At 72.0% G+C, this 14369-nt stretch carries 11 protein-coding genes and 1 pseudogene; 3 read left to right on the top strand and 9 right to left on the bottom strand.

Annotated features, from left to right (window positions below):
* Positions 1-51: 51 nt before the first annotated feature.
* Positions 52-1365, top strand: coding sequence for a DivIVA domain-containing protein (locus FHR33_RS18240; RefSeq protein WP_183649027.1), 1314 nt, complete (start codon positions 52-54; stop codon positions 1363-1365).
* Between the two features lie 119 nt (positions 1366-1484).
* Positions 1485-2699, top strand: coding sequence for an AI-2E family transporter (locus FHR33_RS18245; RefSeq protein WP_312895599.1), 1215 nt, complete (start codon positions 1485-1487; stop codon positions 2697-2699).
* Here the strand turns inward: FHR33_RS18245 and FHR33_RS50335 are convergent.
* The 6 genes and pseudogenes from FHR33_RS50335 to FHR33_RS18270 all read right to left on the bottom strand — a co-directional run bounded on the left by FHR33_RS50335 (position 2659) and on the right by FHR33_RS18270 (position 6736).
* Positions 2659-2856 carry an alpha/beta fold hydrolase gene (locus FHR33_RS50335; RefSeq protein WP_312896005.1) on the bottom strand — a complete coding sequence of 66 codons (198 nt, stop codon included), beginning with the start codon at positions 2854-2856 and terminating at the stop codon, positions 2659-2661. The genes FHR33_RS18245 and FHR33_RS50335 overlap by 41 nt on opposite strands.
* 85 nt (positions 2857-2941) lie before the next feature.
* Positions 2942-3502: pseudogene (locus tag FHR33_RS50340) on the bottom strand (alpha/beta fold hydrolase); the annotation flags it as partial.
* Positions 3503-3536: 34 nt separating this feature from the next.
* A complete protein-coding gene (locus FHR33_RS18255; RefSeq protein WP_183649030.1) occupies positions 3537-4295 on the bottom strand; it encodes an SDR family NAD(P)-dependent oxidoreductase in 759 nt (252 codons plus the stop codon).
* A gap of 31 nt (positions 4296-4326) precedes the next feature.
* Positions 4327-5034 (bottom strand): alpha/beta hydrolase, encoded by a 708-nt coding sequence (locus tag FHR33_RS18260; protein WP_183649032.1) that lies wholly within the window; start codon positions 5032-5034, stop codon positions 4327-4329.
* 11 nt (positions 5035-5045) lie between these two features.
* On the bottom strand, positions 5046-5336 hold the full coding sequence (locus FHR33_RS18265; protein WP_183649035.1) for an Rv1322 family protein: 291 nt from the start codon (positions 5334-5336) through the stop codon (positions 5046-5048).
* On the bottom strand, positions 5333-6736 hold the full coding sequence (locus FHR33_RS18270) for a 3-hydroxyacyl-CoA dehydrogenase (protein ID WP_183649038.1): 1404 nt from the start codon (positions 6734-6736) through the stop codon (positions 5333-5335). Before FHR33_RS18270 ends, FHR33_RS18265 begins: the two co-directional genes overlap by 4 nt.
* Positions 6737-6772: 36 nt before the next feature.
* Here FHR33_RS18270 and nucS point away from each other — a divergent pair, with 36 nt between their 5' ends.
* Complete coding sequence (gene nucS, locus FHR33_RS18275) at positions 6773-7435, top strand: endonuclease NucS (RefSeq protein ID WP_183649041.1); 663 nt, start codon at positions 6773-6775, stop codon at positions 7433-7435.
* 12 nt (positions 7436-7447) lie between these two features.
* Here nucS and FHR33_RS18280 read toward each other — a convergent pair whose 3' ends face one another.
* From FHR33_RS18280 to FHR33_RS18290, 3 genes are read right to left on the bottom strand one after another with little or no spacing between them, the layout of a single operon-like run.
* Positions 7448-10906 carry a tetratricopeptide repeat protein gene (locus tag FHR33_RS18280; protein WP_183649045.1) on the bottom strand — a complete coding sequence of 1153 codons (3459 nt, stop codon included), beginning with the start codon at positions 10904-10906 and terminating at the stop codon, positions 7448-7450.
* A complete protein-coding gene (locus FHR33_RS18285) occupies positions 10903-12567 on the bottom strand; it encodes a toll/interleukin-1 receptor domain-containing protein (RefSeq protein WP_183649048.1) in 1665 nt (554 codons plus the stop codon). Before FHR33_RS18285 ends, FHR33_RS18280 begins: the two co-directional genes overlap by 4 nt.
* Complete coding sequence (locus FHR33_RS18290) at positions 12567-14357, bottom strand: tetratricopeptide repeat protein (protein WP_183649051.1); 1791 nt, start codon at positions 14355-14357, stop codon at positions 12567-12569. Before FHR33_RS18290 ends, FHR33_RS18285 begins: the two co-directional genes overlap by 1 nt.
* Positions 14358-14369 lie beyond the last annotated feature (12 nt).

Here is a 14369-nt window from a genome sequence, read left to right on the forward strand (position 1 = left end):
ACCCCCCGTCCGGCCCGTGTAGCCGTCTCGACAACCCAGGATCGAGCCTCCATGCAGTCCGACATCGACGCCCAACTCAACAACTTCTTCGAGGACGCCCCAGCCCGCGAGTTCGACGTGGTGCTCCGTGGTTACGACCGGCACCAGGTCCACGACCACCTCAAGCAGCTCGACAACGAGCTGCGCCAGGCTCGCGAGCAGGTCACCGGTCTTCAGCGCGACCTTACCGACTCCCAGCGCCAGCTCCAGGAGCAGGAGCGCCCGACCTACTCAGGTCTCGGCGCCCGCATCGAGCAGCTGCTGCGCCTCGCCGAGGAGCAGGCCACCGAGCTCGTCCAGGCCGCCAGGTCCGAGGCCAACGAGATCAAGGCCCACGCCAAGGTCGAAGCCGCCGACATGCGCGCCGCCGCCGAGAGCGAAGCGGCCGAGAAGCGTGCCCAGGCCACCCGCGAGGCCGACGACATGCGCACCACCGCCGAGCGCGAGGCCGAGGAGATCCGCTCCACCGCCCGCCGCGAGGCCGAGGAGCTCACCAACACCACCGAGCGCGAGGCCGCCAAGCTGCGCGCCACCGCCGACCACGAGGTGGCGGAGAAGCGCGCCGACGCCGAGCGCGAGATCGCCAAGCTACGCACCACCACCGAGCGCGAGGTCGCCCAGCTGCGCGCCTCGACCAAGCGCGAGCGTGACGAGGTCCTCACCACCGCCAAGCGCCAGGCCGACGAGATGCGCGCCCAGGCCCAGCGGGTGCTCGAGGAGTCCGAGGCCAAGCGGGCCCAGGACGAAGCAGAGTTCGAGATCCAGCTCGCCGCCCGTCGCGAAGAGGCCGAGCGTCAGGAGGCCGAGCGCCACTCCACCGCGCAGGCCGCCACGCAGAAGCTGGTCGCCGAGGCCGAGCAGCGCGCCGCGACCGCCGAGTCCCGCGCCACCAAGGCCACCCAGCAGGCCGACCAGACCCGCCGCGAGGCCGACACCCACGCCAAGCAGCTGGTCGCCAACGCCCGCAAGAACGCCGACCAGATCGCGGCCGAGGCCAAGGCCAGCGCCGAGCACATCGTGAGCGAGGCCAAGTCCGAGGCCGAGCGCACCCGCTCCAACATGCAGCGCCAGGTCGACGAGCTGACCAGGCAGCGCGACAGCATCACCAGCCACCTCGCGCAGCTGCGCCAGCTGCTCGGCGGCGCGCCCCTTCCTGGCATGGAGCCGGAGCCCGCCGTCACCGCCGCCCCGCCGAAGCCGGCCCTGGCTCCTTCGGCCTCCAACGGCAACGACAAGCCGGTCCCCGCGCCGGCCCCAGCCCCCACGCCCGCGTCCGCCAAGGCCGAGGCCAGGGGCGACGACGACTCGGAGTGGTGGCAGGAGTAGCCCCCCTTGATCCGGGGTTGATCGACGGCTGGGAGAGCCTGGCGACCTGGAGGTCGCTAGGCTCTCTTGTTGTCTTTGTACGGCTTGCCTGGATTGCCCCCCAACCGCATGGAGCCATCGTGACCGCCAGCCCCGACGCCCAGACTCCCTCCAGCGAGGCCGACGAGTCCGAGCCCGCGGCGCCCGCGAAGGCGGAGGAGGAGGCGGCCGGCAACGGGGCGCTCTCCGGCGGCGAGGCCTCAGGCCCGGCGCGGGGGCCCGACCAGCCGTCCGGCGAGAGGGCCGCCCTGCCGTACGGCATGCCGGGCAAGCCGCTGGCCAGAGGGCCGTTCCTGTTCGGCCTCGTGGGCGGCCTCGGTGTGCTGACCGCGATCGCCATCGGCCAGCTGATCACGAGCTCGCTCAGCGTGATCATCCTCATCGTGGTGGCGATGTTCCTGGCCGCGGGGCTCAACCCCGCCGTCGAGACGCTGCAGCGGCGCGGCATGAAGCGCCGGACGTCGATCTCGATCGTGTTCGCCGGTGTGATCGTGATGTTCGGCCTGTTCGGGCTGGCCATCGTGCCGCCGGTGAGTCAGGAGTCTGCCGACTTCATCGCCGCGGTTCCCGGCTACTTCGACCAGCTCACGGCCAACCCGACCCTCAGGCAGCTCGACTCCGACTACCAGCTGCTGCCCAAGCTGGCGGCCTTCGTGACCGACACCCTGGCCCCTTCGCTGGCCAGCGGGGTCGTCGGCGCGGGGCTCGTCGTGCTGGACGGGGTGTTCACCGGGCTGACCCTGCTGGTGCTGATGCTCTACTTCCTCGGCTCGCTGCACACGATCAAGGAGTACTTCCTCAAGCTCGTTCCCGCCTCCCGCCGTTCCAGGACCGAGGCCATCACCGACGAGATCCTCAGCGGGATCGGCGGCTACGTCGCGGGCAACGTGCTCATCTCCGTCATAGCGGGCGCGCTGAGCTGGGCCTTCCTGACCATCGCGGACGCTCGCTACGCGCTGGCCCTGGCCCTGGTGATCGCCCTCACCGACCTGATCCCGCTGGTCGGGGCGACGATCGGGGCCGTGCTGGTGAGCGGCGTGGCGTTCCTGCAGTCGGTGCCGCTCGGCATCGCCTGCGCCATCTTCTTCGTCATCTACCAGCAGGTGGAGAACTACCTCATCTACCCGCGCGTGATGAAGCGCTCGGTGGACGTGGCGCCCGCCGTGACCGTGATCGCGGCGCTGTTCGGCGGCGCCCTGCTGGGCATCGTGGGCGCCCTGCTGGCCATCCCGGTCGCCGCCGCGATCGCGCTGATCATCCGTGAGGTCGTGCTGCCTCGCCAAGCTCGGAGCTGATGAACGAGGCCACGGCCGCGTTGAACGCCTCGGGCTGCTCCACCGCGCTCAGGTGACCTGCCCGCTCGACGACCGTCAGCCGCCCGTCGGGTACGGCCCGCAGCATCGCCTCGGCGTCGTCGCGCGTGGTGAGCTGGTCCTCCTCGCCCACGATCACCAGCGCGGGCGCCTTGAGCGCGGCGAGGGTGTCGAAGGAGTCGGGCCCTTGCCGCCATGGCCCGCTGCGCCCACGCCACCGCGCCGGGCGGAGCCGACTGGACCAGCCCTCTGACCCTGCCGAACACCATCGCCCTGCGTTCCTTGGTCGTCTGCCCGAGCAGTCCTGGCAGGACCTCCTCGACCAGCACCCCCGTGCCGTCGGCCAGGACCTGCCGCGCGATCCGCTCCCTGTTCTCCCTGGCCTGCTCGGTGTCCTGGCTCGCCTTGGTGTCGGCCAGGATCACCCCTGCCACGCGGTCGGGATGACGGCGGCAGAAGGCCATGGTCACGTAGCCGCCCATGGACTGCCCGCCGACCACGGCTCGCTCGATGCCCTCCTGGTCGAGCAGGGCGGCCACGTCGTCGGCCATGAGGTCGATGGAGGGCTCGTCGTCGCCCAGCCTGGAGCCGCCGAAGCCGCGCAGGTCGGGGGTGATGACCTGGCAGGAGGCCGACAGACCCTCCCGCTGGGCCAGCCACATGGCCGACGAGAGCGGAAAGGCGTGGAGCAGGACGACAGGGACGCCGGTCCCGGCTGATCTCGTGTAGAGCTGCACGGACCACACGGTAACCCGGTTCTCGCCGACAATCACCGTGCGGCCCATACCGATATCCGGCCTAGGGCGCGACCGCTATCCCTCAGATGGCCGTGGCGCCGCCGTCGATGAACAGCACCTGGCCCGTCATGTAGGCCGAGGCCTGGCTGGCGAGGAAGACCGCGGGGTGGGCCATCTCCTCGGCCGTCCCCCAGCGCCGCATCGGCACGCCGCCGATCGTGGAGGCGCTGACCGCCTCGTCCTCCCACAGGTTGCGGTTGAGGTCGGTGGCGGTCCATCCAGGGCACAGCGCGTTGACCCGCACCCCCGAGGTGGCCCACTCCACGGCCAGCGTCCTGGTCAGGGCGACCAGGCCCGCCTTGGCCGCGGCGTACGGGGCCAGGAAGGGCGCGCCGAGCGCGGCCACCGAGGCGACGTTGATGACCGAGCCCGAGCCGCGCTCCAGCAGGTGCGTGGCGGCGGCGTGGCAGACGGTCATCGCCGAGTCGAGGTTGAGCCGCATGAGCTTGTCCCAGCCCGACAGCCGCAGATCCTTGAACTCGACGAGGAAGTTGGAGCCGCCCGCGTTGTTCACCACGATGTCGAGGTGGCCGAGCGCCTTGATCGCACCGTGGACGGCCGCCGCGGCGGCGTCCCTGTCGGTGAGGTCGGCGGGGATGACCACGGCCTGCCGTCCGCGTGCCTCGACCTCCTTGGCCACCTCGGCCAGCGACTCGGGCGAGCGGGAGACCAGGGCGAGGTCGGCGCCCGCGTCGGCGTAGGCGAGCGCGATGGCCCTCCCGATGCCCCTCGACGCCCCGCTGACGAAGGCCTTCCTGCCGGAAAGATCGAACGCGCCCATGCCGCCTCCTTGCCCGTGACCGAACAAGATTCTATGGAACGTCCGTGGGCAGGGGGAAGGCGTCGGGGTTGACCCGCTTGACGATCTCGTTCAGGGCGATCCTGACGTACGGTTCGCCGACCCACAGGTGCTTGGCGCCTTCGACGCCGATCACCTCCGCCTGGGGCACCCTGGCGAACCTGGCCCTGGCCTCCTCCGGCCGCAGGTAGTCGTCGAACTCGGGCACCAGCGCCACCAGCGGCCGCCCGAAGGCCGCCCAGGCGTCCAGGTCGGCGTCGGTGGCCCTGTGCAGCGGCGGCGACAGCAGGATGGCCCCCTCCACCAGCGGGTCGTGCGCCCACTTGAGCGTGAGCTCGGTGCCGAAGGACCAGCCGACCACCCAGACCTTCGGCAGGTCGTGGAACTCGGCGTACTCCAGTGCCGCGGCGACGTCGTACCGCTCGCCCTCGCCGCCGTCGAAGGCGCCCTCGGAGGTGCCTCTCTCGGAGGAGGTGCCCCTGGTGTTGAAGCGCAGCACGGCCAGGTCGGCCAGGGCGGGCAGGCGGTTGGCCGCCTTCTTGTAGACGTGGCTGTCCATGAACCCGCCGTGGGTCGGCAGCGGGTGCAGGGTGACCAGCGTCGCCACGGCAGGACGGTCGGCCGGCAGCGCCAGCTCGCCCACCAGGGTCAGCCCGTCGGCGGTGTGCAGCTCGATCGGCTCGCGCCTGGCGGGCAGGACGGTGGCCGCGCGGATCTCCAAGACGTGTCTCCTCAGTACCTGGTACGCCCTGGACCGCGGTCCAGGCGCTTGCGCCAGCAGGTGGTGTGCCAGTGGCGGCGCTCCTCGTCGCCGCCGCTCCAGTCGGGCCAGCTCACGATGTGCGGGGCTCCGGGGCGGATCTCCTGGTCGCAGCCGGGGCAGCGGTAGTTCTTCGCCGAGGAGGACCCGCTGAGCATGCGGACCTTCCAGTCGCCGTCGGGCCAGTGCTCCACCCTGTCGGTCGAACTGGGGAAACCGATCGGGCGGGTGGACTCCTTGCGGCGGGCTCGGCGAGGGCTCATGCGCGGGGGAAGGCGTCCAGCCCGGCCGTGACGAGCTGGTCGAGCAGCGGCGCGGGGGCGAAGGACGGGGACAGGTGCTCGGCGTAGAGGGCGCGCAGCCCGTCGCGCACCTTCGCCAGCCCGATGGACTCCATCAACTCGAAGGGCCCCTGTGGATACCCGCAGCCGAGCCGCATCGCCGCGTCGATGTCGGCGATGGAGGCGTATCCGGAGGAGTACATGTGGACGGCGTCGTTCAGGTGGGCGTAGAGGAGCGCGTCGATCACGGACCTCCTGCACGGCACCGGCGTGTACCCGGCCACCCTCAGCAGGTCGCGGGCGCAGAGCACGGCTTGGCGGGAGGTCAGCACGGAGCCCGACAGCTCGGCGACCTTCCCCGTGACGCGCACCTGGACGACCCGCTCCCCGAGCGCGGCCTCGCCCACCCGCAGGACCACGTCGGGCTCCGCTGAATCCTTGAACCCCGCCGCGGCCAGCGTCGCCGCCAGTTCCTGCGACCCCTCGACGCGGACGGTGCTGGCCGCCGCCTTCTCGGGCGTGGACTCCGCGGCGGTCTCTCCGTAGAAGCCTCTGCCCGACTTGCGGCCGAGCCACCCCGCGGCCACGTAGGAGCGCAGCAGCGGCGAGGGGACGTGCCGTTCCGAGCGCGACTCCTCGAACAGCACGCCCATGATCTCGTAGGAGGTGTCGAGCCCGATCAGGTCGAGCAGGCTGAAGGGCCCCATCGGCAGGCCGACGCCGAGCCGCATGGCGTTGTCGATGTCGTCGCGGGCGGCCACGCCGTGGTCGAGGAGGGTGACCGCGTGGTTCAGGTACGGCAGCAGCAGCCTGTTGACGACGAACCCCGCCCTGTCGCCCACCGCGACCGGCGTCTTGCCGAGCCGTACGGCAAGGTCGGAGACGGAGGTGACGACGCCTGGCTCCGTGACCACGGTGCCGACGACCTCGACCAGGCCCATGACGGGAGCGGGGTTGAAGAAGTGCATGCCGACCACCCTGCCGGGGCGCCCCGTGGCGGCGGCCAGCGCGGTGACCTGCAGCGAGGAGGTGTTCGTCGCCAGGACCGCGGACGGCTTGCAGATCCTGTCGAGGTCGGTGAAGAGCGCGACCTTGTACTCCATGACCTCGGGGATCGCCTCGACCACCAGGTCGGCGTCGCGCAGGTCGTCGCGCGACGTGGTGAGCGTCACCCTGGAAAGGATCTCCTCCCGCTCGCCGGCGGAGAGCCTGCCCTTCTCCAGCGCCCTTCCCGTGGACGCCTCCAGGTGCCCGAGCCCTCTGTCCAGGGCCTCCTGATCGGCCTCGACGCCGACCACCCTGATCCCCGCTCTGGCGAAGACCTCCGCGATGCCGGCCCCCATCGTGCCGAGACCGACCACTCCCACCGTTTCGAACACCATGCGCCCAGTTTTCCAGAGCCGGTAGGGTTGGCCGTCATGCGGCTGGTCATCGCGCGATGCAGCGTGGATTACATGGGAAGGCTCACGGCACACCTGCCGATGGCGCCGAGGCTCGTCCTCATCAAGGCGGACGGCAGCGTGAGCATCCACGCTGACGACCGCGCGTTCAAGCCGCTCAACTGGATGAACCCGCCGTGCAAGCTCAAGGAGGACGGCCCGACCTGGACCGTCACCCACGGCAAGACCGGCGAGAAGCTCGTGCTGACGATGGATGAGATCCTCCACGACTCCTCCCACGAGCTGGGCGTCGACCCCGGCCTGATCAAGGACGGCGTCGAGGCACACCTGCAGGAGCTGCTGGCCGAGCACATCAGCACGCTGGGCGAGGGCTACACGCTGATCCGCAGGGAGTTCATGACGGCCATCGGCCCCGTCGACATCCTGTGCCGCGACTCCTCGGGCGCGACGGTCGCCGTGGAGATCAAGCGGCGCGGCGAGATCGACGGCGTCGAGCAGCTCACCCGCTACCTCGAGCTGCTCAACCGCGATCCGCTGCTGGCCCCCGTGCGCGGTGTCTTCGCCGCTCAGGAGATCAAGCCGCAGGCCCGGGTGCTGGCGGCCGACCGCGGCATCGACTGCGTCACGCTCGACTACGCCGCCCTGCGCGGCATCGAGCCGGAGAACCCGACGCTGTTCTGAGCGGGCTCTCGCTCACCTCAGCCTGGACAGGATCTCCCCGATCCTGGCGCGGGCCGCTTCGTCGGCCGAACGGCCGGCGAAGTCCGTGCCCGCCTCCCGGCACTGGCGCACCGCCTCCTTCAGCTCGGCGCCGAGCGCCCTGCGCCGCTGGCCTGACGCCTGCGACATCTGCAGCCTGATCTCCTGCGCCCTGGCGAACAGCGCCTGGACCTCCTGCTCCAGCGCGTGGAGGTTGCCGGGGTCGGCCCTTCTGATCGAGCGCAACTCCTCGACCAGCGCCGTCAGCGCGCCCCCTCGCGCGTTGTGCGGCTGTACGACGGCGTAGACGACGAGCCTGCGGCGTTCCTCGACGGTCTCCTCGTCCGTCCAGGGCGACAGGTCGCGGGTGATGTCGGCCACACTGGCCCTGCCCGGCTCGGACGGGATCCATCGGGCGTAGCCTTCGAGCAGCCACACCCTGACGCGCGGGTCGTCGGTCCCGCCGCCCGCCAGGGCCCTCAGCCGCTCGACGGCCTCGGCGAAGCGCTCGCTGTCGAGAGCGAGCCTGACGAAGGCGAAGTCGACCTCGAGGCGGCCCGCCTCGCTGAAGGCCTCCTGGCGAGCCCTCCTCAGCACCGCGCCCGCCTCGGAGTAGCGCCCGAGAGCCGTGTGGAGCCTGGCCAGCATGCGGGCAGGGCCCGTGGCGCCAGGGAGCCTGGTGACCCATCTGGTCATCGCGGCGACGGCCGCCTCGACCACGGGCCTGTCGGCCTCGTCCAGCTCCTCCGCCGCCTCGGCCAGCACCCGCAGCGCCGACGAGACCACCTCCTTGTAGACCTCGTCGGGCGAGTCGAGCAGCAGCAGGTAGTCGGCGGGCAGCTCGTTGCGCACCCACGACCTGGCGATGAGCGGGAACTGCCTGGCCAGCACCTCGTCGCCGGCCGTGCGCAGGTGCTCGAGCACCTTGGTCGCGGCCAGGTCGCGGGCCTGGTCGGCGATCGCGCCGTAGGCCCGCAGGAACTGGCGGGGCTCCATGCCGGGAGCGACCTGCTGGGCGGCGCGCAGGACGAAGTCGTCGTCGGGGTCGGGGCCGACCTCGTCGAGCAGGCGCAGGTTGCCGATCACGTCGCCTGAGTACTCGGTGCAGGGCCAGTCCGCGTCGTCGCGGTAGACGCCCTCCCTGATGCGGACCTTGAGCAGCAGCAGCCCCTTGACCCACTCCAGGTGGGCGGCGAGCTCCTCGTTGCCGGCGTGGGAGCGGGCCGGTCCCCTGTCGGCGGCCGCCTCGACGGCTTTCGCGCACAGCGCGGCGAAGGCGGGCCCCGCCGAGCCCGGCAGCTCGGCGCAGGCGCGCTCGACGAAGGCCAGCCTGCGCTCGCGGGCGGCGCGCACCTGCTCGGCCCCCGCCGACCGGTCCAGGCCCAGGACGATCGCGGGGTCGCGGTGGCAGATGATCCGGTTGAGCGCCTCCAGTCGCAGGTGGGCGGCCACGGCGACGGTCTTGGCCCTGCTGGCCAGGGCGAGCGGCACGGAGTCGAGGTCCTCCTCAGGGCCTGGGGGCTTCCTGCGCAGGCAGGCGGTCCCGAAGCCGCGGGTCAGCAGCTCGTGCAGCTCCGCCCGCCGTACGGCGTGCCCGTACGGGGCGCCCTCGGCCAGGTCGAGCAGGTAGTGCGCCACCAGGTAGGCCCGCCAGGCCGCGGTCGCGTGCGCGACGTCTCCCGCGCAGGTGTGGGCGACGGCGAGGTTGCGCAGCAGGGCCAGGTCGAGAGGGTTCCTGGCCAGCATCTGGTTCCAGACGGCCCTGGCCTGCCCGCCGCGTCCTGTGCGGTAGAGGGCCTCGGCTCTGGTCCCCTCCACGTAGTCGCGCAGCATCGCCACCGGTCCGGCTCGCAGGGCCGGGCCTGAGTAGGCGTCGAGGGTGGCGGCGGCCCGATCGAAGGTGGCCCGCAGCGCGTCGTCCGCCCTGGCCAGTGCCGCCCGGACCGGATCATCGGCGAAGGCCATGGGGCTCTCGGGCGTCTGAGGGGTCTCGCGGGTCTCAACAGACTCGGGGGCGGCCACGGCCTCGGGCGGGAGAACGCTCGTGGGCTGCTGCCAGGGGGGAAGGAGGGCCAGCAGATCCAGGGCCTCGGCCGAGGGGATCGGCGCCGCTGCGGGGAACTGCTCGGCCACCGCCACGCACTTCTTGCCGACCTTCTTGGTCAGCGTGCCGCGCACCCCGCCCAGGGGGCCGATCACGTCCGTCAGCTGGTTCTCCCCGTTCTGCAGGAGCTGGCCGAACTCGGCGGCGGGAAGCGCCTGCTTGAGCCCTCGCAGCTCGGTCAGCGCGGCCTCCGCCCTGCTCTCGATCCTGCCGAGGACCTCGGTGAGCGTCTCGACGTCACCGGTGAGCAGGCTGTAGGTCTCGGCGTCCGACGGCTTCTGCCTGGCCCGCTTGCCGATCAGCGCCTTGACGCCGTTGCGCGCCTGTTCGAGCCGCTCTGCCACGGCCAGCACGGCGTCGAGCCGCTGCCGGGGGTCGCCCACCTCCTGCTGCTGGACGGCCTGCTTGGCCGTCGCCTCGCCCAGATGCGCGGGCGGTTCGGCGGTGAGCCTCGCGGTGGCCCGATCGAGCGCCTTGACCACGGCGTCGGGGTCGCCGCCCTCGAACCGTCTGGCCGCGGCGTGCGCCCCCAGGTCGGGAAAGCGCAGCGGACGGCGCAGCAGCCGCCGCTGGTGCAGGAGCGCCACCAGCACGCCGGGCAGCTCGCCTCCCGCCAGCGCCGCCGCCAGGGCCCCCGGCAGCTCCGCCTCGTCCGACTCGACCAGGTCGCAGACCAGCTCCAGCAGGTCGCGGGCGGCCCCCTCGTCCAGATGGGCGGCCAGCCGCCTGACGGTGGCCGCCGGATACCCGTAGACGATCCACTGGACGGCCAGGACCACGAACGCCGCCGCGCCGCCCGTCCTGTGGGCGGCCATCCCGGCGAGCAGTTCGAGCTCGGCGGTGAGGGCGTCCCTGGTGCGGCCGCTCGTGTCGCCCCTGAGCCTCGCCTCGGCCTCCAGGTCGTGGATCCCCGACCACCTCGACTCCTCGGAGGTGAGGTCGGCGCCGATGTGGGCGGCCCGCTCCCTGCGCGCGCCCGTGTAGCCCTGCTGCCCCTTCTCCCTAAGATCCAGCCACCTTTCCAGCACGCTCAGGTGCGCCCAGACCCGATGGCTTCCCGGCGCGAGCCTGGCGGCGAGCTCCAGCCAGAGGGCTGCCTGCTCGAACCGCTCGTGCGCCAGGTAGAGGCGGCCCAGGTGGTAGGCATGCTTGGGGTTGTCCACGTCGAGGTGGTGGGCGCGCCGCAGCAGGGCGATCGCCTCGGCGGGAGGCGTGTCGGGGTGCACGCCGAGCCGGAAGCTCGCCTCCACCAGGGCGTCCAGCTCCTCGTCGCTGAGCCGAAACCCCCTGTCGTACTTCCAGGCCAGCTCGTCGGCCACCTGTCTGAGCTCGGCCCTGCCCTGCCTCATGACGCCCCTTCCCCGGGTGGCACCTCATCCGGGGGCAGCACGTCGATGACGGGCACCACGGTGATCCCGCGCGGCCCCGTCATCGCCAGGTGCTCGCCGTCAGGGGAGATCGCCAGCGCTCCCGCTTCCGTGGTGTAGACGACGCGCCCGTCGCGGGCCAGCGCCCGCGTGCCGCCCGGGTAGTCCAGCACGACCGTCTTTCCCCACCGGTCGGCTCCGACGGGCCGCGCGCCCGCCGGAATCCTGAACGCCGCCCTGACGGCGAGCTCGGCGTCGAACCACAGCCCTGTGCCGTCCTCGTGCACGATCACGGTCAGCGACTCCCCCATCCAGGCGCCCGCGATCGGGCCCGATCCCAGCTGGTCCCTGATCATGCGCGGCGGGTCGAGGTCGACCCTGTACACGTGCCGCTCCCCCACCACGACCGCGCAGCCCTCGTGCCCGCGCAACCCCCTGATCAGCGGCTCCACCTCGTGCTCGGCCACGAGGTCGGTCTTGTCGTAGACCGCGAGCCGCCCGTCGTGCCCCGCCACCAGCAGCACCCCCTCGTGGACGGCCAGCGCCTGAACGCCCGCCGGATGCCGCAGGTGCGGCGCGGGCGGCTGGCCCGCAGAGACGGTCCAGATCTGGCCGTTCCACATGCCCGCGTAGAGGGTGTCGCCCTCGAAGGCCAGCGCCCCCGGAACGGTGAGCCCCTTGCCCGGCGCGTCGAACACCGTGGTGGGCGGGGTCAGCACCACCCTGCCCGTCCAGTCGGCCACGGCGAGGCAGGTCGCGCCGGTGGCGGTCAGTCTGGGGCCGGTCCGCAGCTCGACGTGTTCGCTCTGGCCGTACCGGCTGAGCACGAGCGCCTCGTCGGAGCAGACGGCAAGGGCCTGCCCGTCGGGCAGGAACACCGGCTGCCCCCGTACGGCCATGCGGGTGCCGTGGGCCGCGGGCGGGCGCGTGGCCTGCGCCCTGACCTCGAAGGCGTCACTCACGCCCGGCTCGTGGCCCGGCGCCTCGGCGACGAGACGAACCAGCGGGGTGGGGGCGGTGAAGGACAGGTCCGTGAAGGCGGCCACCCCCGCCCTCGCCCTCATGGTCAGCGTGCCGTTGAGCCCCACGCTCGCCGGCTCGGCCCTGATCGTCACCTGCTCGGCGAAGTCGTCGTCGACTCTCACCTCACAGGTGGCGGTGAGGCTGGCGTAGACGGTGCCGGGCGGGCGGCTGACCGCGAGCGCGCGCCTGACCGGCCTGGTGGTGAGCCCGAGCAGGTCACGCAGCCGCTCGGACCAGTCGGGATTGGTGACCGGCAGGTACTGGATGTGGCTCGCCGTGATGGGGATCTCGCTGACCTGCTCGAGCAGCACGGGGATGATCCAGCCCGGCGGCGCGTCGCGCACGTTGAGCGCCTCGGTCAGCTCGTTGCGGCACATGTGCTTGTTGAAGTAGGCCCTGGAGTAGAGCGGCACGAAGAACCTGCTGTGCCTGATGCCCTCTCTCAGCGCCTGCGCCCAGTCGGCCCCCGGCCTGATGCCCTCCTTCGACTCGTCGAGGAAGACGACGGGCGTGCGGTCGTCGCTCGTCCTGTGCCTGCGCAGGTAGTCGCGCAGCTTCTCCGCCTCGCGGTACTCCTCGTGCGCGTAGCTGAGGAAGATGTCCCATCGGTGGCCTGCCATCAGGAGATCTGCCTCTTGATCCGGCGGATGGCCTGGTCGAGGTCGTCCAGGCGTCTGACGGTGTCGGGGTTGGCCGAGGAGCGCACCCCGGGGATCTCAGAGGCGATCGCGTCGAGCTCCTGCGACAGCCGCCAGCGGTCCGGCGGCCGTCCCTCGAACAGGGCGTTGAAGCGCACGACCAGATCCTGCTCGCCGAGCGCCGCCATGGCCTGGCGGATGGCGGCCGTCAGATCGTCGAAGTGCTTCCTGCCGACGTCGGCGTCGCGTGCCCTGCGGCGCACCTTTCCGTCGAGCGCGCTCAGCCGGGCCCTGAGCCGCGAGCCCGGTACCCCTCTCGCCTGCGACATGATCTGCCCGAACTCCTCGCTCAGCTGCGCGAACTCCATGAGCTCGAGCACGTCGATGAGGTTGGTCCGCACGGCCTCGCTGAGCCGTTCGAGCGTGGCCTCGCCGGCGGGGGTGAGCATCCTCTGGTGCAGCCCTGGGACCTCCTCGCCGAGCGCCCGTAGCCGCTGCGCCATCTGGTCCAGGCTCTCGGCGGTGTGCCCCTCGGCTGGAACGTGCTCCAGGATCGCGTTGAACCGCAGGACCAACGGGTTGATCAGCTGCGCCTCCCGCTGGGCCATGATGGCCTGGCGCAGCTCGGCCGCCTGCGCGATCGTGGGATCGCGCAGTGCGATCTCGACCGCCCTGCCGGAGCGGACGGTGTCGCCGCCGCGCAGGTAGAGGCAGAGCGCGTAGAGGAAGTTCATCCAGGGGAAGAGCGGCACGTAGCCGAGCGCGGCCGTCAGCAGCGGCTCCGCCTGCTCCATCCTGCCCTCGTTGAGCAGCGTGAGAGCGATCGAGGCCTCCTGCTCGGCGATCAGGGAGTAGAGGTCCTCCGCCCTGTCGAAGGGCACCTTCGGCGCGGCCAGGCGGCCCGTCGCCGCCAGCTCCGCGAGGTAGTCGTCGAGGTCACGGGCCACGGGCAGGCCGCGCCACCTGGGCTCGAGGCGGCGCAGCTCGGCGAGGGCCCGCTCGTAGCCGCCCGTCTTGAACGCGTCGAGCGCCGCCGCCGCCCTCGGCCGCAGCAGCATGATCCGCAGCCGCCGGGCCAGGGCCTCGACGGGGGCTCTGTCCTGCTCGGCGACGGCCAGGCCGCCCTCGACGACCGCGAGGGCCTCCTCGGCGGCGCCGGTGGAGGCCAGCGAGATGGCCAGCACCTGGTAGCAGGAGCCCTCCTCGGGGGCCAGCTCGATGAACTCGCGCATGCGGGCGGTGGCCGCGCCCCTGTCGGCCTGGGCCAGCGCGGCGAACTCGATCACCTCGGACGGTGTGAGCACCCGCCGCAGCTCGGCACGCAGCTGCCGCACCTGCTCGGCCAGCTCCTCGGCCAGTGGCTCGTCGCGCAGCGGCCTGAGCAGGCGCAGGGCGTGACGCAGGCCGTCACCTCCCTTGCCGTAGTGGCAGCAGGCCGTCAGGTAGCGGCCCTCCTGGTGCCGGGGGGCCAGCTCGAGCAGCTCGTCGAGCAGCTCGAGCGCCAGGTCGTAGGAGCCGCTGGCGACGTTCACCCTGGCGTCCTGGAGCAGCCCCTCCTCCTCCGACTCGATGACCAGGCTCAGGTCGGCCACGGACTGGTCGGCGAGCTTGATGCGCAGCCCCTCGCCCCTGCCCTCCTCGGCCATGCGCCTGCGCAGCTCGCTCACCTTGGAGTCGAGCTCGGCGTTCAGGTCGCTCTCCCTGGTGACGGGGGCGATCTCCACGACGGGCGTGCGCAGCGTCGCTACCGGCTTGATCTCGTGGAGCGTCACGTGGTCCTCGTT

The organism is Nonomuraea dietziae, from assembly GCF_014195505.1.
GTDB classification, from domain to species: domain Bacteria; phylum Actinomycetota; class Actinomycetes; order Streptosporangiales; family Streptosporangiaceae; genus Nonomuraea; species Nonomuraea roseola.

What these genes read in the sequence shown, in the direction of transcription:
- FHR33_RS18255 (WP_183649030.1), bottom strand. Translation starts at nt 4,295, where the DNA reads ATGGGCGCGTTCGATCTTTCCGGCAGGAAGGCCTTCGTCAGCGGGGCG.
- FHR33_RS18285 (WP_183649048.1), bottom strand. Translation starts at nt 12,567, where the DNA reads ATGGCAGGCCACCGATGGGACATCTTCCTCAGCTACGCGCACGAGGAG.
- FHR33_RS18265 (WP_183649035.1), bottom strand. Translation starts at nt 5,336, where the DNA reads ATGAGCCCTCGCCGAGCCCGCCGCAAGGAGTCCACCCGCCCGATCGGT.
- nucS (WP_183649041.1), top strand. Translation starts at nt 6,773, where the DNA reads ATGCGGCTGGTCATCGCGCGATGCAGCGTGGATTACATGGGAAGGCTC.
- FHR33_RS18280 (WP_183649045.1), bottom strand. Translation starts at nt 10,906, where the DNA reads ATGAGGCAGGGCAGGGCCGAGCTCAGACAGGTGGCCGACGAGCTGGCC.
- FHR33_RS18270 (WP_183649038.1), bottom strand. Translation starts at nt 6,736, where the DNA reads ATGGTGTTCGAAACGGTGGGAGTGGTCGGTCTCGGCACGATGGGGGCC.
- FHR33_RS18240 (WP_183649027.1), top strand. Translation starts at nt 52, where the DNA reads ATGCAGTCCGACATCGACGCCCAACTCAACAACTTCTTCGAGGACGCC.